10 protein-coding genes are annotated in these 24,142 nt (G+C 41.8%); 4 read left to right on the top strand and 6 right to left on the bottom strand.

The window, feature by feature from the left end; genetic code table 11:
* Window positions 1-16 precede the first annotated feature (16 nt).
* Complete coding sequence (locus IPP86_11260; GenBank protein ID MBL0139090.1) at window positions 17-877, bottom strand: hypothetical protein; 861 nt, start codon at window positions 875-877, stop codon at window positions 17-19.
* 363 nt (window positions 878-1,240) lie between these two features.
* Between IPP86_11260 and IPP86_11255 the strand changes: the two genes are divergently transcribed.
* Complete coding sequence (locus tag IPP86_11255) at window positions 1,241-3,574, top strand: T9SS type A sorting domain-containing protein (GenBank protein ID MBL0139089.1); 2,334 nt, start codon at window positions 1,241-1,243, stop codon at window positions 3,572-3,574.
* A 113-nt stretch (window positions 3,575-3,687) separates the two neighbouring features.
* Here the strand turns inward: IPP86_11255 and ppsA are convergent, their stop codons facing one another.
* Window positions 3,688-6,120: a phosphoenolpyruvate synthase gene (gene ppsA, locus IPP86_11250; GenBank protein ID MBL0139088.1), complete on the bottom strand. Its 2,433-nt coding sequence runs from the start codon at window positions 6,118-6,120 to the stop codon at window positions 3,688-3,690.
* 174 nt (window positions 6,121-6,294) lie between these two features.
* Complete coding sequence (locus IPP86_11245; GenBank protein MBL0139087.1) at window positions 6,295-9,675, bottom strand: methylmalonyl-CoA mutase family protein; 3,381 nt, start codon at window positions 9,673-9,675, stop codon at window positions 6,295-6,297.
* Between the two features lie 296 nt (window positions 9,676-9,971).
* Here IPP86_11245 and IPP86_11240 point away from each other — a divergent pair, with 296 nt between their 5' ends.
* Window positions 9,972-11,093: a hypothetical protein gene (locus IPP86_11240; GenBank protein MBL0139086.1), complete on the top strand. Its 1,122-nt coding sequence runs from the start codon at window positions 9,972-9,974 to the stop codon at window positions 11,091-11,093.
* A 70-nt stretch (window positions 11,094-11,163) separates the two neighbouring features.
* On the opposite strand, the gene IPP86_11235 is transcribed toward IPP86_11240, so the two are convergent.
* The 3 genes from IPP86_11235 to IPP86_11225 form a co-directional block, all read right to left on the bottom strand.
* The gene (locus IPP86_11235; GenBank protein ID MBL0139085.1) at window positions 11,164-11,664 is read right to left on the bottom strand and encodes a hypothetical protein; all 501 of its coding nucleotides are present in this window, start codon (window positions 11,662-11,664) and stop codon (window positions 11,164-11,166) included.
* 81 nt (window positions 11,665-11,745) lie between these two features.
* Window positions 11,746-12,786 (bottom strand): aminopeptidase, encoded by a 1,041-nt coding sequence (locus IPP86_11230; protein ID MBL0139084.1) that lies wholly within the window; start codon window positions 12,784-12,786, stop codon window positions 11,746-11,748.
* A 135-nt stretch (window positions 12,787-12,921) separates the two neighbouring features.
* A complete protein-coding gene (locus IPP86_11225) occupies window positions 12,922-15,645 on the bottom strand; it encodes a valine--tRNA ligase (GenBank protein ID MBL0139083.1) in 2,724 nt (907 codons plus the stop codon).
* 499 nt (window positions 15,646-16,144) lie between these two features.
* On the opposite strand from IPP86_11225, the gene IPP86_11220 reads away from it, so the two are divergent.
* Window positions 16,145-16,510, top strand: a complete 366-nt coding sequence (locus IPP86_11220) for a hypothetical protein (protein ID MBL0139082.1) — start codon at window positions 16,145-16,147, stop codon at window positions 16,508-16,510.
* Window positions 16,510-24,030, top strand: a complete 7,521-nt coding sequence (locus tag IPP86_11215) for an HYR domain-containing protein (GenBank protein MBL0139081.1) — start codon at window positions 16,510-16,512, stop codon at window positions 24,028-24,030. Before IPP86_11220 ends, IPP86_11215 begins: the two co-directional genes overlap by 1 nt.
* The last annotated feature ends 112 nt before the right edge of the window (window positions 24,031-24,142 follow it).

The raw sequence follows: 24,142 nt of genomic DNA, 5'->3' as shown, positions 1-24,142 counted from the left end.
ACACATACACGGGAAATTATTTATCTACTACTACAACCAGGTATTTAGAGGCAGCCCAGAATTTCTCAGGATTCGTGATTAAGATATCACTCACCTGGTTTCCTTTGTGCTCGATTGTGTAGCTTTCAGAAGGATGATTGGTTAATATTTTAGCATCCTTTGCTGCAACAGGAATGGTTTGAACCTTCGTGATGTCGATGGCTGTGAATGAATCTTTATTAAAATCAGCATTCACTTTTTTAGTCGCACCGATACCCAATACTCCACCCTCTTTTTTCATGACCTGTTTGCTTTGCAATTCTTTGAATGTACCGGTCGTGTAGTAGGCCTGATTCAATTTGCTGGTTTGTTCTTCTATGAAAACCTGCTTGGTGGTATTGTCAGCCGTCAGAGTAGACACGTCAGTATTCAATTTCTCGACTTTGGTGTTCATCTCCGCAAGTTGGAGATTGAGGTCAGCAACTTGTTTGTCTTTTTCTTCAATCTGAAGATTCAATTTCGCAATCATCTCTTCGAAACCATGAATTTTCACATTTGATTTTTTCAGACTAGCCGTTAATGAAGCTATCTTTTGTTTGTTTTGTTTGATCAGCTCATTGATAGAAGAAATGTTTTCATTTATTCTTTCCATCTGTGTAGCTTTCAATTCACCATTACCGGTTGATTTTTCAAGCAGTGCCTTCTTGGTATCGATCGCAGCAAGATTTGTTTCAATTTCATTAAAGGAGGCAAGGAATGCTGTAATTGTAGAATCTTTGTATTGTACTGCGGCAGACAAATTAGTCTTCTCCTGCTGGAGCTTATCGGCATCGGCTTTGTAATCATGACAGCCGGTTGCCAGTAAAACGATAAATGCGGCAAACAAGATCTTTTTCATAGTCGTCTATTTTTTTTAGAATTTGGATTCGACATTATACTCTAATATTATGATTAGGTTTAATCAGAACCATGCCAGAAACCCAACCTTCGATTTTTCTAAAAATTTGAAACATCTTAAAAACAAGACCACTCAGGATCAATTCCAGATTCCACATTTTGGGGATTTTTTTTCCCATCATCGTTGGAGAAAGACAATATCTATGTGTAATTGGCGCTTTCACAGCTGCCTGAAGAAGATTTTTGAAAATCATTCCAACTTATTGAGGATGCTGAAAGCAGACAAATCCAAGAATTCATCTAATTATTGCATTTTGATAATCAAGGGAGATTTATATCTTTCGGGCTCTAACCCAAATTGAAAATGAAAAGACTCTTACTCCTCCTTGTATGTAGTTTATGGTACACATTTCAGGCTTCTGCCAGCTGTACTTCCGGTTATTCGGAAGTTATTGTCAGCATCATTCCTGATAACTATCCTACCGAGATTTCCTGGTCCATTACAGATTCAGCAGGTGCTGTTATTGCAATGGGTGATTCCATTGGTGATACACTTTGTATCCCTTTGAATTCCTGTCATTTATTCACCATCTATGATAGTTTTGGTGATGGAATTATTACCCCTGGCGGTTTCTGGCTTTATGTTGACGGAGTGGAAGTTGCGACAGGATCTAATTTTGGTTTTCAGACACAGTATTCTCTGAACTGCCCTCCGGGAATGTTCTGTACCAGTCCATTGACCATCACTGCAGGCTCTTACACAGCTCCATTTGATGATACATGGTATATCTATACACCTACAGTATCCGGCACATATAATATTACAACATGTAATAACAATACCTGTGATACTAAAATCTGGGTATATAGCACCTGCCCGACAACTCCTTATCCGGAAGGTCCTCCCGGAACCTATGCATTTAATGATGACAATAACTGTGGCACACAGGCAAATCTGAACGTTGTGATGGTAGCGAACTCAACCTATTTCATCCGTATCGGAGATAATATCGATCTATGCACTGGAAGCATCAATTTTGATCTGGCTTATGTAGGTCCAATCGCAGGATGCATGGATCCCAATGGATGCAATTATAATCCACTGGCTACGATCGATGATGGAAGTTGCATCTATAATGGAAACCCCGGTTGTGCCGGTCCGGATCTTCAATTGGATTCAATGGCATTTCTGAATAGCCTCAGTATTCAATCCCAGTCAGCCGGAATATGTGACATCGATGAAGGTTGCGTAACCGGTTACGGAACAAGATATGTTGTCACTTTTACTTCAAAGATCAACAATATCGGTTCTCTCGACTTTTATATTGGAGACCCCGGATCAAATCCCGGAATGTTCAATACAAACAATTGCCATGGTCACGCGCACTATGAAGGATATGGTGATTACCGTCTGTTTGACAGCAATGGAAATCTTGTTCCTGCAGGACACAAAAATGGTTTCTGCGTAATGGATCTGTGCGGATTCGGACAATACAATTGCAGCATGATGGGTATCTCCACCGGTTGCTATGACGCTTACGGAGCAGGTACACAATGTCAATGGCTTGACATCACGGATGTTCCTGAAGGTGATTACCGTGTGGTCGCTATTATAAATTCCCACCATCTCCCGGATGCTATGGGACATTATGAAACAAATTATCTGAATAACGCGCTGCAGGTTTGTATGCATATCTCTAGAAACGGTGGAATACCATCGTATACCTTGTTGCCAAACTGTACACCATATGTCGATTGCTCCGGAGTCCCGGGAGGAACAAGTGAACTGGATTGCAGCGGAGTTTGTAACGGACCTGGAGTATATGGAGATACATATAGTGATGGAACTCTTGATGCAGGAGATATTGATACTTATTTGGATATTATCCAATCGAATATGCCTCCATCAAGTTGCTATGACCTGAACGCGGATGGTGATATCTCCGCGATTGATGCGGCCCTGATCAACTGGTGCATGCATGGTAACAATGCGCATCCGGGAGGAAGTTATCATAACCATTGTAATTTCCCGAGAAATATTGTCAATCCAAATGACATGGTTGGTATTTCTATCGCAGATGTAAATTACACCGACAATTATGTCGATGTCGCGATTCAAAATCCATCCGCTAAAATCAAGGCTTTCCAATTCACGATGAGCGGAATTACTATCAGCAGTGTAGTGAGTCTTGCTGATCCGCTGCTTTTCCCTGTTGATGTACGGTATATTCCTTCTACTAATGAAGTGATCGGAATTTCCATTCAGGATTCTTCACTGGAGCGTTCATCCAATCAGTCCTTGGTAAGAATATATTTCAGTGCTGTGACAGATACATCCATTTGCATCAGTGCTGTTCAAGATCTGATCAATCAGGATGCTGAGCAAACAATGCATGACTTACATGACAATTGCAGACCCGCATTGAATACCGGTTTAGCTTCCATCTTTAAACCTGCTGATCTGGTTATCATTCCGAATCCCGCTAATGATAAAGCCTTCCTGCATCTTTCTTCAGCGGAGAAGGATATTAAAGAAGTTACCATCACTGACGGTTCCGGCAGAACAATCGCGGTTCCTGTACACAGTGTTCGCGACTCCTGGTATGAAATGGATTTGTCTGATCTCTCCGGAGGTGTTTACATCCTGACAGTTCGTTCATCAGAAACCTATGGAGTAACACGATTTGTGAAACTATAAGATAAATTCACTCAAAAAGAAAAAGGCGCAGGAACTCATCCCGCGCCTTTTTCTTTTTCAAATAAGTTCTATCAACAATCTGCAATCAACAATCTGCAATCTAAAATCTACAATCAATACACTTTGTGTATTTTAGCCGCCGCCTCTTTTTTCAATTTTGGTTGCATCGTTTTTTCGGCAAGAAGCATATTTTCCATTCCTTTTAATAATGCATCCGGATTGTAGGAAATAGAATCTATGCCCTGTGAAATCAGGAATTGAGCAAACTCCGGAAAATCACTTGGTGCTTGTCCACACAGACCTATTTTTACTCCGGATTTATGAGCATCATGAATAACGGAGGAAATCAACTTCTTTACTGAGGGATTATTTTCATCAAACAATTCGCTCAGCACAGATGAATCACGATCCAAACCCAAAGTAAGTTGAGTCAGGTCATTGGATCCAATTGAGAACCCGTCAAACACTCTAGCAAATTCAGGCGCTTGTAAAACATTACTTGGAATTTCAGCCATTACATAAATTTCCAGGTGATGCTCGCCGCGTTTCAGACCAAATTCTTCCATTAAAGCAACAACTTTCTTCCCCTCTTCTACTGTTCTGCAAAAAGGAATCATCAGCTTCACATTGGTAAATCCCATCTGCTCCCTGACTTTTTTCATAGCAAGGCATTCAAGACGGAAACCTTCTTTGTATTTTTCATGATAATACCGTGATGCTCCGCGAAAACCAAGCATTGGATTTTCCTCCTCCGGTTCAAATTGTTTCCCTCCGAGCAGATTCGCGTATTCATTCGTCTTAAAATCGCTCATACGAACGATCACATCTTTAGGGAAAAATGCCGCGGCAATTGTTGCTACTGCCTGTGAAAGTTTATCTATGAAAAATTCTTCTTTATTTGGATATTGATAAGTGAGTTCCGCAATTTCCGCTTTGGCTTTTTCGTCTTTTAATTCATCAAATTTAACAAGTGCCATCGGATGAATACGGATCGCGTTGTTGATGATAAATTCCAATCGCATCAAACCAATTCCTTTGTTTGGATAAAACGCAAGTCTGAAGGCCTGATCAGGATCACCCAGGATCATCATCGGTGCAGTTTGCGGCATACGGATGTCACGAAGATTAATGGTTTTTTCTTCCCATTGAAGATTGCCATCATAAATGTAACCTGCTTTCCCTTCAGAGCAAGAAATGGTAATTATCTGACCGTTCCTGATTTTTTCTGTCGCGTCCGTTGTCCCCACTACTGCAACAGCACCAACTTCCCGCGCCACAATAGCGGCATGACTGGTCCTGCCACCTTTGTTTGTAACAATAGCGCTTGCTCTTTTCAGAATCGGATCCCAATCCGGATTTGTGATATCAGTAACGAGCACTTCACCCTCTTTGAGTTGATCTGCATCAGCGGGTGAATTCAGTATCCTGGCAGGGCCACTTGCTATACCTGAACCAACCGCGCTTCCCTGCGTAATCACCACACCTTTTGTCTTCAGATGATATTCCTTTCTCAGGAAAGGATCTTTCCGTGAATGAACGGTTTCGGGTCTTGCCTGGATGATGAAAATCTCTCCTGTATTTCCGTCTTTCGCCCATTCAATATCCATAGGATTGCCGTAATGCTGTTCAATCAGTACAGACCAGCGCGCCAACTGAGTAATTTCTTTGTCATTCAGGACCCAGGCTTTTTGTTTTTCAACGGGTGTATCCGTATTCAATACCTGATTCTGCAGATCATTTTCCTCTGAATAAATCATTGTCTTACTTTTCGATCCCATCTTCTTTGAAAGAATCGCATTCTTACCTGCCATTAATGTAGGTTTGAAAATGACAAATTCATCCGGATTGATTATACCCTGAACAATATTTTCTCCCAGTCCCCAACAACCGGAAATTAAAACAGTATCTCGGAATCCGCTTTCAGGATCGAGCGTAAAAGAAATTCCGGAAGCAGATAGATCCGCACGAACCATGATTTGGATACCCGCCGACAAAGCGACTTTCATGTGGTCAAAACCATTGTCGACCCGGTATTTTATCGCGCGATCATTGAACAAAGAAACAAAACAACGTTGCACTGCTTTGATCACAGCATCAGCACCACGGCGGTTCAGAAAAGTATCGTGCTGACCGGCAAAACTGGCCGTTGGAAGATCCTCAGCTGTCGCGCTGCTGCGCACTGCAACATCCAATTCCCTGTTGTATTGTTCGCATAACTGAATGTATGCTTCTTTTATTTTCATTACTAAATCAAGTGGCAATTGCGCATCTTCCATCAGCTTTCTTGCAGCTAAACCAATTTCAGCGAGATTGGAGAATTGCAAATTGTCGAGTCCTGACAATACCCGGGTCAATTTTTCTTCAAGATGATTATACCTGATAAAATAATGATACGCGTCCGCTGTGGTAGCGAAACCATCCGGTACTTTGATACCATAACCTGATAAATAGTTAATCAACTCCCCAAGAGAAGCATTTTTTCCACCCACCCTTGCAAGATCAGAACGATTCAGGTTGATGTAAGGAATAACATATGCAGTTTCCATGGTATATTTTATTTATAGTAAAATACAAATTCCACGAAGAAAATGCGATGATTTCCGTGTTGAAAATGCCGTGATTTATATCATCAGTAAAAATAAAATCTAAAACCTGTGAAAACGCAAACAATTCTCTAAAAAGAGACAAAAAAAAGGGAGATAAAATTCTCCCTTTCTGAATTACATATTTCTGCGGTATTGTCCGCCAACTTCAAAAAGCGAACTGGTGATTTCACCCAGAGAACAATACTTGGCAGCTTCCATGAGTTGTTCGAAAATGTTTTTATTCTGAACGGCTGCATCCTGAACTTTACCAAGCAACTCTCCGGATTTCCCGGCATTCCCTTTGTGCAATTCTTCCAACATATGGATCTGGTATTCCTTCTCTTCAGTTGTAGCACGGATAACCTCTCTTGGTAAAACAGTTGGTGATCCTTTAGAACTCAGGAAAGTATTTACTCCGATGATCGGGAATTCTCCGGTGTGTTTTAATGTTTCATAATAAAGCGATTCTTCCTGTATCTTTCCACGCTGATACATCGTCTCCATGGCTCCCAGAACTCCTCCCCGTTCTGTCAGACGATCGAATTCAGCATACACCGCTTCTTCCACGAGGTCAGTCAATTCTTCATTGATGAATGAACCCTGCATGGGATTCTCGTTCTTCGCCAATCCGAATTCTTTATTGATGATTAACTGAATAGCCATGGCACGACGAACGCTTTCTTCCGTAGGTGTAGTAATGGCTTCATCGTAAGCATTTGTGTGAAGAGAATTACAGTTATCATAAATCGCGTACAATGCCTGAAGCGTTGTCCGGATATCATTGAAATCAATTTCCTGAGCATGCAAGGAACGTCCGGAAGTCTGAATATGATACTTCAGCATTTGTGAACGTTCGTTACCACCGTATTTCAGCTTCAAAGCCTTTGCCCAGATTCTTCTTGCCACGCGACCGATCACAGCATATTCAGGATCGATACCGTTGCTGAAGAAGAACGAAAGGTTGGGAGCGAAATCATCGATGTGCATTCCGCGGCTCAGATAGTATTCCACATAGGTGAAACCATTAGCAAGGGTAAATGCCAGCTGTGAAATCGGATTTGCTCCTGCTTCCGCGATGTGGTATCCACTGATCGATACACTGTAAAAATTCCTGACTTTATGATCGATGAAATATTTCTGAATATCGCCCATCATGCGTAAAGCGAATTCAGTACTAAAGATGCAGGTATTCTGTGCCTGATCTTCTTTGAGAATATCCGCCTGCACTGTACCGCGAACAACTTTTAGAGTATCCGTTTTAATTTTGGCATAAACATCTTTCGGTAAAACCTGGTCTCCTGTGACACCGAGAAGCATTAGCCCAAGTCCGTCATTTCCTTCCGGAAGCGGGCCCTGATATGAGGGACGCTTCACTCCTTTTTCCTTATAAATCTGATCGATTTTCTTTTTTACCTCTTCTTCCAGTCCATGTGATTTGATATACAATTCACATTGCTGATCAATTGCCGCGTTCATGAAAAAACCAAGCAACATCGGAGCCGGACCATTGATTGTCATGGAAACAGAAGTAGTAGGATCCGCCAGATTGAAACCGGAATACAATTTCTTCGCGTCATCCAGACAACAAATGCTCACACCGGAATTCCCGATTTTACCATAGATGTCAGGACGCCAGTTCGGATCGTTTCCATAGAGTGTCACCGAATCAAAAGCAGTTGACAATCGAGCGGCAGGCATTCCTTTACTTACGTAATGAAAACGTCGGTTAGTACGTTCCGGTCCGCCTTCTCCAGCGAACATTCGCGTCGGATCCTCTCCTTCGCGTTTGAAAGGATAAATTCCGGCAGCATATGGAAATTCACCGGGAACATTTTCCATCAGCGACCATTTCAAGATGGCTCCCCAGTTTTTATAAGGAGGAGTAACAACTTTAGGAATCTTTGAATGAGAAAGTGATTCGGTATGCGTTTTAATCTTCACAGATTTCTCACGCACTTTGAATGTATATACCTCGTCTTTGTACTGTTTCCGTTTCGCTTCCCAACCTTCGATCAATTTCCAATTTCTGGGATCGAGTTCCAGTTTTACATTTTCAAAAGACTCCTGGAGGGATTTGATCAAACGGTCTTTATCCTCAATCTTACTTTCCTTTAAGGTGTGCATACTGAGATGCAAACCATACAACTGTTCCGCGATCTGACTTTGTTGTTCAGCCCAGTTTGCGTAACTCCTGTTGTTCTCGGTAATCTCACTGAGGTAACGGGTACGATTCGGAGGAATAACATAAATTTTCTCCGACATTTCTTTCGTTACATGATAATTTGATTTCAATGGAGCACCTGTTTTCTCAGCGACGCGATCCATTACTGCTTTGTACAGATTATTCATGCCGGGATCATTAAACTGACTGGCAATCGTTCCGTAAACAGGCATGAGTTCATCATCGGTATCCCAGATCTGATGATTGCGTTTGTATTGCTTCTTCACGTCACGCAATGCATCCAGTGCTCCACGCTTATCGAATTTATTTAGAGCTATCAAATCAGCGAAGTCGAGCATGTCGATTTTTTCCAGCTGTGAAGCGGCGCCATATTCCGGTGTCATCACATAGAGAGAAACATTGCTGTGCTCGACTATTTCGGTATCACTTTGTCCGATTCCTGATGTTTCCAGGATGATGAGATCATATTTTGCAGCCTTCAAAATGGCTACCGCTTCTGACACATGTTTGGAAAGCGCAAGATTGCTCTGACGAGTTGCCAGTGAACGCATGTACACACGCGGATTCTGAATCGCGTTCATCCGGATCCGATCACCAAGCAAGGCACCACCTGTTTTACGTTTGGAAGGATCCACTGAAACCACACCGATGTATTTTTCCGGAAAGTCAATCAGAAAACGTCGAACAAGTTCATCTACCAGAGATGATTTCCCGGCACCACCGGTACCCGTAATTCCGAGAACAGGTGTTTTACTTTCTTTAGCCAGCTCGTGGACTCTTTTCAATTCGGCCTTTGCACCTTCGGGATGATTTTCAGCAGCGGAGATTAATCGGGCAATGGCATTCCAGTTTTTTTCCAGCAAATGTCCTACTTCACCATTCAATTTTTCGCCAGTTGCAAAATCACTTTTCTGAAGCAAATCATTGATCATTCCCTGTAAACCCATGGAGCGACCATCATCGGGATGATAAATTCTTGTGATTCCGTATTTCTGGAGTTCATCAATTTCCGAAGGAAGAATAGTCCCACCTCCACCACCAAATATTTTAATATGACCTGCACCCTTTTCTTTGAGGAGATCGTGCATGTATTTGAAATATTCCACGTGTCCGCCCTGGTAACTTGTCATCGCGATTGCCTGCGCATCTTCCTGAATCGCGCAATTCACCACTTCTTCTACACTACGATCATGACCAAGGTGAATCACCTCAGCGCCACTGCTTTGAATAATGCGCCGCATGATATTGATCGCGGCATCATGACCGTCAAACAAAGAAGCGGCTGTAACAATTCGTACTTTATTCTTAGGCTTATAGACTTCAATTTTATGCATAGTCGGGTGATAGGATTGTTGCAAAGATAAGAGATTCAGGGGTTTTATAAACAAAGAAAATCACCTCATACAGATTGATTTTCAGCTTATTGTATTAAATTGAAAAATAAATTTGTTGCAATCTAAACTTGAAATTTTTACTATACAGAGGGACAAAGTGTACACACAGACTAACACAGACAGAAGTATGCTGAATTCATGAATATTGCCAGTTCAAAAGGTTCACCACAAAATTCAGAACTATTTAGAAGACTAATATCATCTACGATAGCCGGTGATTTGTATACATTTGAAACATGTCAATTGAAATCAGAATTGTACAAAACAAATCGGACCTCAGGGAATTCATTTTTCTTCCTTCAAAATTATACAGTGATCGAGCAACCTGGGTTCCACCTTTGTACATGGATGAATGGAAGTTTTATGATCCAAAAGAAAATACTTCTCTCGCTCATTGTGACAGCATACAGTTTTTAGCATATCAAAACAATCATTGTGTTGGACGCATCATGGGAATCATTCCGCATCCTTACAATCGATTGAAGAATGAACGTACCGCGAGATTTTTTCAACTGGAATGCATAAACGATGCTTCTGTCTCCCACGAACTAATTACTTCTGTAAAAAACTGGGCCATCCAGAAAGGATCCACAATTTTAATCGGGCCGTTTGGCTTCTCCGACAAAGACCCACAGGGGTTGCAGGTAGAAGGTTTTGAACATTTGCCGGTCATCGCAACACCGACGAATCCCCCCTATCTTGAAACACTTGTGAAGCAGGAAGGTTTTTCCAAGTTACTTGATTGCATCAGTTACAAATTACCAATCCCGGAAGTCATTCCGGAATTCTACAACAGGATTTACGAACGTGCCATACGGAACAACAATGTCAGAATGCTTGAGTTCAATAACCGGAGCGAATTAAAACCATATATCGTTCCTGTTTTTCGTCTGATCAATGAAACTTACAAAGATCTTTTCGGCTTTATTCCCATGGAAGAAGCGGAGATGTTTGAAATGGCCAAAAAGTATCTGCCTATTCTCAATCCCGCTTTTGTAAAATTAATACTTGACGCTAAAAATGTACCGATCGCATTTGTAATAGCAATGCCGGATATGAGCAAAGGAATTAAAAAAGCAAAAGGGAAATTATTTCCATTCGGATTTATTCACATACTTAGTTCCGCTAAAAAAACTCAGCAACTTGATTTACTATTGGGAGCAGTGAAGGAAGAATATCAGGGCCGTGGACTCACATCCATCCTGGGAATAAAACTGATGGATACAGCCAGAAAATACGGACTTACTTATATGGACAGCCATTTGATTCTTGAAACAAATTTAAAAATGCGGGCTGAAGTGGAAAGACTGGGAGGTAGTATTTACAAAAGGTATCGGGTGTTTATGAAAGCGCTTTGAATTGTTGATTGATGATTTTTGATTGATGATTGACTCCTTTCGTAATTAGTTTATTGTTTTTAGTTTTTATCTATTTTAAATTTCTTCTTGCATGTGCCGCAAAGGCTTTGCTTTCAAAAGGCAATTGAGCATTCACTCTTGCTTTTAGCTCCACGAGAAGTTCAGGATATTTCTTTGCGATTTTCTGAATGACACTGATGGCATAAACCTTAATGGCAATTGGTGAATCCGCTGCAGACATCAATTCAAAACAGAGTTCAACAATTTTACTTTCCATGGACTCAGGAATATTTACACGACGAAAAATCTGAAGACCGTTCCGCACAACCGCATCATGCACCGGCATTTTTATGGCTTTTATTATTTTGGGAAAATAACCGGAAAAAAGCTCAGGATGTTCCATCGCGCAATACCCGACTGACATCGCGGCTCTTTGAGCCAACACCTTTTCATTCGAAAGGTAACAAGTCATGAGCTCGCGAAACCGAGCTTTGTCAGTTCCTACATACTTTACAACTTTCTCGGCTTGTTTCCTCGAGTGTTTACTGAGAAATTCTTCCCTGATATTCATTCCTTTAGCAAACTCCACTTTGCGTCCTTTGTCCCGATGGGAAGTAAAATTTCATCCCATCGGGACAAAGGGCACAAAGATTTATGAATACTTTGTCTTTAAGTACGTCAGATATTTCCTGATGTCCCCATCAAATTTACGATCCATCTGCATCTTCATTTTTTTCTTCATCGCGTCATAGCGGACAAAATTAATGAAGTACGCATTGTTTGGTTTTTGATTTTTATAAATGTCTTTGAATCTCTCTTTATTAAAAAACGGGAGCGTGTCAAGACTGCTAACTATTGAATCAATCGAAACGCTTTTGAGTTGCTTTCTTTCCTCCAACTCCATTTTTTGACTATGCGCGTAAACAGAATCCAGAAATAATTTTCCTCTCAGCATATGATTGCTGAACAAATCATAATCTTCTTTGGAATGAATGTACTGTGCGAGTTTTTCTGATCCTGCTCCTTCTTTGGCTGTAAGAAAACGAATAGCTCCCTGTTCACCCACAAAACTAGCCAGGTTCTCATTGAAATCGACATGGCTTTTCGCGTACAATGTCGCGTGTGTCATTTCGTGAATGATCAACTCTGCCAATTGTCCGTCCTTACGAAACAACATGTTCGACAAAATCGGATCGCGGAACCAACCCAATGTACTCCATGCACTCACATCATCATAGTCCGTATCATATCCTTTCGCTCTGAGAAGAGAGTCCTCCTTCAATCCTTTCTCTTTGATAAAAAATCCTTTGTATGAAACGGAACCCAATACAGGAAAAGTCCATTGATAGGCTTTGATTTCAAAAGGTTCGCTCGCGGTAAGAACCCACAAAATCGGTCTTCCGTTCTGATCGTAAAGGGTTGTGTAATTTTTGGATTCTTTTAATCCCAATGAATCAACCGCAAACTTCTTGACGGTATTGATAAACCGAATTCTTGCTTTCAAAGAATCCGGTGCATTGGGATCTTCCAGAATCTTATCAATGGAACGCGCATTCCGAATGATGTTCAGCTGACCCTGCAACTGCTGCCAGCCATATCCCACCAATTCCCTGTTGAACAAAGCCCAGGTCCCCGCCACAACGATGATTGCTATCAAAAACAGAGCGAGGTACTTGAGGATGCGCTTTAGCATTAGTCGTCGGGAGTCAGAAGTACGGAGTCGGGAGTTTGGAGTCCGTTGTTAAAATTACGCAATTGTCATCCACCAATAATTCTCAATCTGCAATCCTCAATCCTCAATCCTCAATCAACAATCAGCAATCAAAAATCAACTAAGGTTTGCCAACTGCTCCTCTATCGCCTTAATCTTGGCTTCAGCATCTGCCTGCTTCTTCTTCTCATTCTCCACGACTTCCGGTTTGGCATTTGATACAAAACGTTCATTCGCGAGTTTGGCCTGGACAGACTTCAAAAAACCTTTGTTGTATTCCAGTTCATTCAGCAAACGTTCTTTCTCCGCCTTCAAATCAATGGCAGCAGTAAGCGGAACATAAAACTCATATTGCTGAACGATAAACGGAATCGCATTGTCGACTTTTACATCCGTACTGTTGAGCTGATCGAGATTTCCCAGTTTACAAACCAGTTCATTGAATCTCGGATCCATGGTTTGTTTGGAATTGAAATACAATGACAATTTTTCTTTCGGAGAAATATTTTTCTGCTTACGCAAATTACGAAGCTGGCTGATTACTTCACTTGCAATTTCAAAACCTTTGAGCAAAGTCTCGTCCATTTTGCCTGACGAAGGCCAGGAAGCTACGATGATGCAATCCTTTTCTTTACGTTCGCCAAGCAGTGACCACAGCTCTTCCGAAATGAATGGCATCCACGGATGAACAACTTTCAGCAATTGTTCAAAGAATCCGATAGTCGCTTCATACGTTGCCTGATCAACAGGCAAAGCTTGTCCGTCCACAAATTCCGGTTTCACCATTTCCAGATACCAGGAACAGAAATCATCCCAGATCAGTTTATAAGTTGCCATCAGGGCATCGCTCATCCGGTGTTTGGAATAGTGATCATTGATGATCGCCAATTGTTCCTCGAAACGCGAAGCAAACCATGCAACTGACACCATCGAACTTGGATTTTGTTTCAACGAAGTATCCACCGACCATCCTTTGACAAGACGGAATGCGTTCCAGATTTTATTCGCGAAATTTCTTCCCTGCTCGCACAATGATTCGTCAAAAAGCAAATCATTACCGGCAGGAGAACTGAGCAACATCCCTACTCTCACTCCATCCGCGCTGTATTTTTTAATCAGGTCCAGCGGATCAGGAGAATTCCCCAACGACTTGGACATTTTTCTGCCCAGTTTATCACGGACAATTCCGGTTAGATAAACATTGGTGAAAGGCTTTTCATCCATGTATTCATAACCGGCAATAATCATTCTTGCTACCCAGAAAAATAAAATCTCAGGAGCTGTGATCAGATCATTTGTCGGATAATAATATTTGATGTCCTTGTTACCCGGATCTTTGAAACCATCAAAAACACTGATGGGCCACAGCCAGGAACTGAACCAGGTATCGAGTACGTCTTCATCCTGCTTCAGATCATTTTCTTTTACTGAAGTTCCTTGTTGTTTAAAAAGTTCAACAGCTCCTGCTGATGTTTTAGCTACAACATATTTACCATCCGGAGAATACCAGGCAGGAATCTGCTGTCCCCACCATAACTGTCGGGAAATACACCAGTCGTGTACATTCTCCATCCAGTGCTTATAAGTATTGATGAATTTCTCCGGAATGAGTTTGATGGTACCGTTCAATACATTTTCCAGCGCAGGTTTGGAGATGGTATCCATCTTTAAAAACCATTGCATGGAAAGTTTTGGTTCGATCACAGCATCCGTTCGTTCAGAAAAGCCAACTTTATTTTTATAATCTTCGATCTTCACCACATTGCCCATCGCTTCCAGATCTTTGGTGATCTTTTTTCGAACAATGAAACGATCTTCACCAATGTAAAACTGCGCGGCTTTACTCATCGTTCCATCGTCATTGATCGTATCAACAACAGGCAAACCGTGTTTTTGTCCAAGATTGTAGTCATTGATATCATGAGCCGGGGTCACTTTCAATGCTCCGGTACCAAATTCCATATCGATATACTCGTCAAAAATGATTGGGACAGGACGGTTCACCATTGGAATCACCGCGAACATTCCTTTCAGTTTTGTATAACGTGGATCATTGGGATGCACACAAACACCTGTATCACCAAGTATCGTTTCCGGACGAACTGTAGCGACAGTAATAAACTGATTTCCGCTCTGTGTTTTACCATTCACGGTTACTGTCCAGGTATCATTCGAAATGCTCCACTCTGATTTTGCATCTTTCAAAACGGATGCAAGTGCAGCATCAATCAAAGCATAACGAACGTGAGTCAGTTTTGAATTTACTTCTTTGTGAATTACTTCTTCATCGCTGAGCGCGGTTTTTCCAACCGGATCCCAGTTCACCATGCGTACTCCTCGATAGATATATCCTTTTTTGTGTAAATCAATAAACACAGAAATAACCGCGTCACTGAGATCATCTTCCATGGTAAAACGGGTACGGTCCCAATCACAGGATGCACCGAGTTTTTTCAATTGCTCGAGGATGATGCCTCCGTATTTCTCTTTCCATTCCCAGGCATGTTTGAGAAAATCTTCGCGGGTCAGATCACTCTTTTTAATTCCTTTTTCCCTTAGCAAAGCAACCACTTTAGCTTCCGTTGCGATGGAAGCATGATCCGTTCCCGGCACCCAGCAGGCATTTTTTCCCTGCATTCTTGCCCGGCGAATCAACACATCCTGAATGGTATTGTTTAACATATGACCCATGTGCAGCACACCCGTTACATTAGGCGGGGGAATCACAATGGTATAAGGCTCGCGCTCATCCGGCACACTTCTGAAAAAGCCTTGCTTCATCCAGTGCTTGTACCATTTGTCTTCAACTTGTGAGGGATCGTATGTTTTGGGGATTTCCATCATAAAAAGGGCTGTTTCTATCGGCAAACGTACAAAAAAGGGAGGAGATTTAAGCGATGAAATTTATACTAAACATCAACAGAACTATGTGCTCAATGGATCGTCAAGGAAGTACTCCTGTTTGTTTTTTCAACAATTCTTTTTTTTCACATTCGAAGAATGATAGAAGTTGGAATTGTTCAATTTACATTTAACCTTAAGTTTCTGTTTTAAATAGAAATCAGCTTTCCATTAGAATTTTTATTCTTCAAAGAGGTTCATATTCGAATCAAATTCTGTTTGGTTGTATTTTCCTGCAATGCAAAAACCTCGGGAATCCACGTAAAACAAGGCCTCCGGAGGTTTAATCAAGACAGTTTCAAAAGCTCTGGTCAGTCCAAACGTACGTTTTTTTTCATTTTTTCAACTTTTTTCAACTATGACCTTTGAGATATTTTGTTTACATTTCGTATCCCTCTATTTTATTAAAACAACACCCCAATCGGGAAAATATTACCTTATGCTTTCTGCGATCCGGCACTCTGTCAAGCCACTGATAATTATTATCACATTCATAGTGTTCTTATTCCGTACTGATTGTTCGGCACAAGTCACCTGTATTGCATCCGGCAACTTCACTTCACCTTCCATCTGGTCGCCAGCAGCTCCGGTTGCAGGACAATTTATAACAGTAAATGCCGGAGTAACTCTCACGATTGACAGTATCACACCTCAAACCGGTGATCTGATTATCAACGGCCGTGTAGTGGTCAATAATACTTCACAGGCTGATTTGATCGCCGGAGGAAACATTACAGTTAGTACAGGAGCTTCACTGGAAAATAATGGCCGAATAGAATTCGTAACGCTAGGCAGATCTTTTTAATGAATGGTACTGCAACCTATATCCATAATCCTTTATTGAGTGATTCGGTGGACGAGAGTATCTTTTATAATTCAATAGAAACTTTTTCCACCTCCAGCAATCTCACTATCCTCAAATGGAATGACGGATCCATACCGCTTGGTGATCAAAGTCGTATTGCGAGCAGCTTTTTTGGGAACCTCACACTGAATGCAAATGTACCGGGAGGGGTCTGGGACCAGGATGGTTATTTCGCATTCCCGGCATTAAATCGTATCAGGGGAAAACTGACAGTTTCAACCGGCACAATTGTGATGGATGACGGAACCGGAAACTCTACGCAGATATTTCTTGCTGAAGTCCTCGTAAATGGAACCGGAAATATCATTTTCCAAAAAGGTTATGACAGGAATCTCGCTATTACAACAGCCAATTTCACGGTCAATAGTTTGTCTGCCCAGCCAACAATCATGATGGACTCTTCGATGGGAATCCTTACATTCAATGTTGGCGGAAATTTCATCGCGAATTCGAGTTTCACAGGTATACGCGGATCCGTGGGTCAGCTGGGAAGTGATGGGCGAATCACAGTCTCCGGAAATTTATCTGTTACCGGTGGAGATTTCAATTTTATCACCCGTGTGGACGCTCCATTGCGTGTCACCGTCAATGGTACAACTACTTTGAACAACAGCACTCCCGGCGGGAAGGTTTCTTTTCTCGATGGAGGAAATTTCGGTCTCACGGTGACCACTGCAAACATGATTATTTCCGGCGGGACAAATAATTATCTTTTCGGAAGTCCATCTTCGATCATGTACTGCAAAGGGGCGGGAACATTTACCGTTACCAATGACCTCACGGTGAATGGGGTTTCTACCACTTACGCAGCCTGGTCAGACTCCAATTCCAATGCAATAAAATTCAATGTTGGCAGGGATGTCTTCATGAGTGCCGATGCGCAATTTATTGTTGGGCATACCAATGGTCAGCTGACATTTAAAGCCACAAGAAATTACACACACACAAATGGCAAACTGATCGCCCAGGATTTCGATCAGAACGCAGATGTGGATTCTGTCATCGTTGGAGGAAATTTCCTATTTAATTCGGTTACAGCATCAGATTTTTTCAAAGGCAATCGCGGACAGGGAAATCTGATTTTTAAAACTACCGGAAGTTTCACTGTACAGAATTCGGGTTCTTTAAACAACCAGGGTGTTATCGGAGTTGATTCATCCGCTTCCAATATGACTTTTACGGTCGGAGGAAGTTTTGTTCAAAACGGAGGAAGGTTTTGTGGAAATCAAAATGGAAGTGGTAATGTAACATTCACTACGACAGGAATGCTTGACGTAAATGCAGGAAACTTTACCTGTACTTCAAACTCAACATCTTCAATTCCCGGTAACATCACATTTACTGTAAATAGTATTGATTATGACGGCGGGTTTTTCAGTGTTTACAATGCATGTAACAATGCAAACAGTAACGGAGTATTTAATATTACGGGCAATTGCAAGGTTAACTTTGCTTCCATATCTGACCAGTTTTCATTTGTAGGTGTCGCAAAAACAGGTTTTGATATCAATAACCTGATCGCTTCCATCACTATTGGCGGAGCGTTTACAATAAGTGGTGCTAATGGCACATTCATTTCCAGTCTGGCCCTCGGACAAGAGACCATTTCTATGGGTTCAATATCCATAGGAACGGGAAACAACAGCTTCAACACTGTTCCAGGATCAACTCTTGGTAACGGCCACATTGTCAATTTCACGGTAACCGGCAATGTACTTGTTTCAGGAGGAAGTACTTATTTCTCCGCGGCAACACAGGCAATCACGATGACTGTGAATGGAGATTTTACATTGTCAGGAGGAACTGTATCTATGAAAGGCGGCGACAATTCAACAGCATCTGCATTGAATATACTTGGTGGATACTCTCAAAGTAATGGTGATTTTTATTTTCACAATGCCCCGACTGATGAGCTCAACTCCGGCGCAAGCATTACCATGACAGTAAACTCCAATGCGGATAATGCAGGTGATTTTTCACATACAGGTGGAACATTTTATTTTGACAATGCTGCCACAACACCATCTACTCTGAATCTCTCTTTAAATATAAAAAGTCCGAATTACACTCTTGGTGGGACTGGTCTGATGACCATGTCAAATGCAGGAACAGGAGCAGTTTATGCCAACCTCACCTTTTCCAGAAATGGAACCATCCTATACAACAGAACAGGTTCCTATGTGATCCAGCAGGTATTACAAACAATTCAGGACAATTGTACACTAGACCTCATCACAGGCGATCTGATCATTGCATCCAACAATACGAAACGACCAACACTTCCCGATTGGTGTACTGTGATGTCTCTCGGTACCTTGAACATGCGAACAAATCATTTGCAAAGTAACCGTCTGAATACGTATTCAGGGATCACGGTATTGGGCAGAGTAAAACTGCAGCACCCGAATGGACTCTACAATGGAACGGTGAATGCCGCCTTTTCCACAACTCTGGCGGACAGTCTGGATTATTTTCTTTCGTCCGGATCAACTATTGAATACAACGGTACAGACAACCAGATTATTTCCGGAATTGGTTTAGGCAAAGCGCTAACCACTTCACACAAATATTTCAACCTGGCGATTAATTTCACAGGAACTGCGGATCTTGAATATGTATACCCCACCAACAATCCGAATGATTCAGCTGTGATGGTGAGGAATACGCTTTCTCTTCTTTCAGGTGAACTTAATCTTGATGATGATCACAACCCATCCAATGGTGGAGGCAGATGGATTGTCCTTGAATCACCAAGCTCGGCAGCTCTTTCACGTACTTCCGGTTACATCAGAAGTGAGACCGAAAATGGAAACGGGCTTGTCAAATGGATCATTGGCTCGAATACTTCTAACCATGTGATTCCATTCGGATACAATTCAACCAATTACATTCCACTCACAGCAACGGTGAGCAGTGGAACTGCAGGAAATTTCTATGCAGGCACTTATCATTCCGCTGGAACCAATACACCCTACCCTCCCGGAGTTCTTCATCTGAATAATCCTTCCGGTTTCGACATGAGTTCAAGCACAATCGATCGCTTTTGGTATTTAAAAACTACCTCATCACCGGTGATGAACGTGCTGTTTAAATGTACCGCTGCGGAAGCCGGAAGTATAGCTGATTTTCGCGCCATACGTTGGTTATCTTCTACTTCGGTTTGGACAAACCCTCCACCGGGCACACAAACTACACAGGTGCTCGGTGTTCAGGCGAATTCACTTTCAGATGTGAACAATTGGTGGACTGCTGCAGGTACTCTTCAATTTACAATCTCCGCAAGTGCCGGTTCGCACGGAACTATTTCTCCTTCCGGTAACAGTACAGTAAATTCAGGATCAAATCTTACTTACAACATCACTCCGGATGCGTGCTATCAAATCAACGATGTACTGGTCGATGGAATTTCTGTTGGTCCTGTCAGTTCTTACACATTTACAAATATCAGCGCCAACCATACAATCAGTGCAAGTTTTATTCAGCAATCGTTTAACATTACTGCCACTGCCGGTTCCAATGGTTCTATTTCACCATCAGGTGTAACATCGGTTTTATGTGGAACAAATTCTACGTTTACCATCAGTCCTGATCCATGCTACACAATTCTGGATGTTGTAGTAGATGGCATTTCACAAGGACCGGTTAACAGCTACACTTTCGTTAATACTACAGCCCCACATACAATTACAGCTTCTTTCCAACAATTAACCTATTCTGTCACTGCCACTGCCGGACCCAATGGAAGCATTTCTCCTTCAGGAACCTCGATAGTAAATTGTGGGTCAGGAATTACATTTTCGATCACTCCAAATACCTGTTACATGATACAAGATGTTTTGGTTGACGGTGTATCACAAGGCGCTGTATCATCTTTTTCATTTGTAAATATTAATGCACCCCATACAATCAGTGCAAGCTTTATCCAAATAACCTATTCTATTTCCACCACGAGTGGAACCGGTGGAAATGTTAGTCCGGCTGGATCAGGATCTCTACCCTGCGGCAGCAACCAGACCTATACAATTACTCCTGACCCATGCTATGTCATTGCAGATGTCCTGGTAGATGGAATTTCACAGGGCCCGGTTTCTTCCTACACTTTTACAAATATCCAGACATCACATACTCTCTCTGCTACATTCAGTCAAATTTCATATTCAATAACTGCCAGTTCAGGCGCAAATGGAAATATTTCACCTTCAGGAATTCAGAATATTTTATGCGGAAATAATCAAACTTATACATTCACACCTGATCCGTGTTATGCGATATCCGATGTTCTGATCGACGGTATTTCCGCAGGTGTAATTTCAAGTTATACATTTACAAATATCAACACCTCTCATACTATTCATGTCGATTTTGTTCAATTGAACTATACAGTGACGGTAAATAGCGGTACACATGGATCCTTGAGCCCTTCCGGCAGCAATATCATTACTTGTGGACAAAATCTTACCATCACAATTGCTCCGGATGCCTGCTATTTTATAGGAGATGTGATTGTGGATGGTGTTTCTCAAGGCCCCTTAGCTTCGTATTCTTTTACAAATGTCACTGCTCCTCATACAATCAGTGCAGTATTCACTCAATTTTCATATCAAATTACGTCGAGTTCAGGTCCAAATGGTAATGTATCCCCTGCAGGGACCAACGCTTACGGATGTGGCAACAATCAGGAATATTTTATTACACCCGACCCTTGTTATTCCATTGCCGATGTGTTGATAGATGGAATATCTCAGGGACCCATTGCCTCATACATGTTCACGGATATTGATAGTCCGCATACCATATCCGCAACTTTTGTTCAACAAACTTTCGATATCACCTCAAGTTCTGATCCACACGGTACTATTTCACCCGCTGGAATTACTAGTGTAATTTGTGGACAGGATCAGTCTTATACGATGACCGCTGATTCATGCTACATGATTACAGATGTTATTGTCAATGGAGATTCTTACGGTCCGTTGACCTCCTTTACTTTTACAGATGTTGAAAGACCTATGAGTATTCATGTGGTTGTTGAGCAACTCAATTATCCTGTCACGGTAGCTGCAGGTCCACATGGACAAATCTCCACCGGCAACGATACAATCGCCTATTGTGGTGATAGTCTTACTTTGCCAATTATAACTGACCCTTGTTATACTATAGAAGATGTTATTGTTGACGGTGTCTCTCAAGGCCCGGTTAGCTCCTACACATTTACAAATGTCACAACGGCACATTCCATCAGCGCTACCTTCACATTGCTGAATTATACAATCACCGCTTCATCCGGAGCAAATGGAAGTATTTCAGACCCCGGAACATTAACATTAGCTTGCGGTAGTAATCAATCCTATACCATTACACCGGCTTCATGCTTTGCTATTGAAGATGTTCTGGTTGATGGTGTTTCCATTGGGCCTGTCTCCGCTTATACATTTACTTCTATCACCACCTCGCACACTATTGAGGCAACATTTGTTCAGATTTCGTATCCAATCGTTGCAAGTTCCGGTTTGCATGGAAGTGTTAGCCCAAATGGAACGACATCCTCACTTTGTGGTGATTCATTATCGTATTCAATTCAGGCTGATCCCTGCTTCAGTATCGCGGATGTTCTTGTCGATGGAATTTCTCAAGGTGCTGTCAGCTCTTACACATTCACAAATATCAGTTCGACACATACCATCCACGCTAATTTTACACGGGATGAATTCCCGATTGTAGCCACAACATCAGTTGGAGGGACTATATCACCAAATGGAAGTTCCAGTGTTCTCTGTGGTGATTCTATCACATATACAATACTTCCGGACTCCTGTTATTTTATTCAGGATGTAATAGTGGATGGCCTGTCTTCCGGTGCCATGACAACATACAGTTTTCTCAATGTAACAGCGTCACATACGATTCATGTTATATTCTCACAACCTGTTTATACAATCACCGCGAGTGCCGGATCAGGTGGCACTGTTTCTCCATTGGGTATTTCAAATGTTACTTGCGGAGGAAGTCAGACATTTACCATCACACCTGATTCAGCATATCTGATTCAGGATGTAATTGTAGATGGAATCAGTGTTGGAGCACTTTCTACTTATAGTTTCACAATCGTAGGAACTAATCACACTATTCATGCAACATTTTATCCTGCATGTACCGCTCCTCAAATTACCTGCATCCAGGATCTGTCCAGCAATACGGCTGCAACATCTTGCGGAATTGATTTGAATTACTCCAACCCTGTTCTTTCGGGAACATCACCTTCACTCAGCTATTCGTTTAGCGGAAGTACTTCCGGAAGCGGTTCAGGTTCCGGAAGCGGTTCGTATTTTAATTCAGGAACAACCGTCGTAACCCTGACTGCAACCAATGCATGTGGTAATGCGCAATGCTCATTTAACATTCTTGTTGTTGATTCTGTAGTTCCGGAAATTACTTGTCCTGTAACAATAACATTGACAGCTGATCTTGGACTGTGTAGTTCAACAGGTTCTATTGGTACGGCTACCGCAACCGACAATTGTTCAGTTAGCTCTCTTGTTGCAACGCCAGCAGGACCATACCCTGTGGGAACTACTGTCGTCACCTGGACTGCTACGGATGCAAATGGCAACACGACAAACTGCAATCAGAATGTCATCGTCACAGATACAGAAGTTCCTTCAATTACCTGTCCTTCTCCTGTGATAAGTTATAGTACAACACCCGCTCTCGGAACACCAATTGTTTCCGATAATTGCGGCGGTTATTCTGTAGTAAACAACGCTCCATCTGTTTATCCATATGGTAATACCAGTGTCGTTTGGACAATTACTGATGCCTCCGGAAATTTCTCTTCCTGCACACAAGTTGTAACCGTACTTCCTTTACATGATACGCTGAATCTTAAACTCTACATACAGGGTTACTTCAATTCCGGACTTACCATGAATGCCGCTCTTTACAATTCCGGCATCAGCGGTAATCCTGCTGACTGTGATACTATTCAGGTATGCCTGATTGACTCAGCAACATTACTTCCTGTTGAATGTATGGAAGTAGTATTAAATGCAAATGGAGAAACCTCCTGCGTATTCCCTCCTGCTGTTTTTGGAAACAGTTATTATATCCGGGTAAAACACAGGAATGCAATTGAAACCTGGAGCGCCAATCCGGTAAGCATGAATGCTGCTGTAAGTTATGATTTCAGCACCAATAGCTCACAGGCTTATGGAAATAACATGGTGGAAGTAAGTACGGGAATATGGGCTTTCTGGAGCGGAGATATTGGCGATGGAATCAACTATGGAATACAAGATGGTGGCATTAATGATAACGACTTTTCATTGTTGGAATCTGCCGTGAATTCAATTTCCTCCGGATATGACATCGGCGACCTTACCGGTGACGGTCTCGTAGAATCTTCGGATTATAGTCTGCTTGAAAATAATATCGGACTCCTTATACTTAGTGTACATCCTTAATCAATCCGGTGATAAAAGATTAATATTCACCAAAAAACAGTAATAAAATTTGATTCAGTGACAAGTGCTAATCCTACAAATGAACAGCGGTATTCATTATGAATGTCAATAT

The organism is Bacteroidota bacterium, from assembly GCA_016720935.1.
Taxonomy (GTDB): Bacteria; Bacteroidota; Bacteroidia; order AKYH767-A; family 2013-40CM-41-45; genus JADKJP01.
This window is presented reverse-complemented; position numbering and strand designations above follow the sequence as displayed.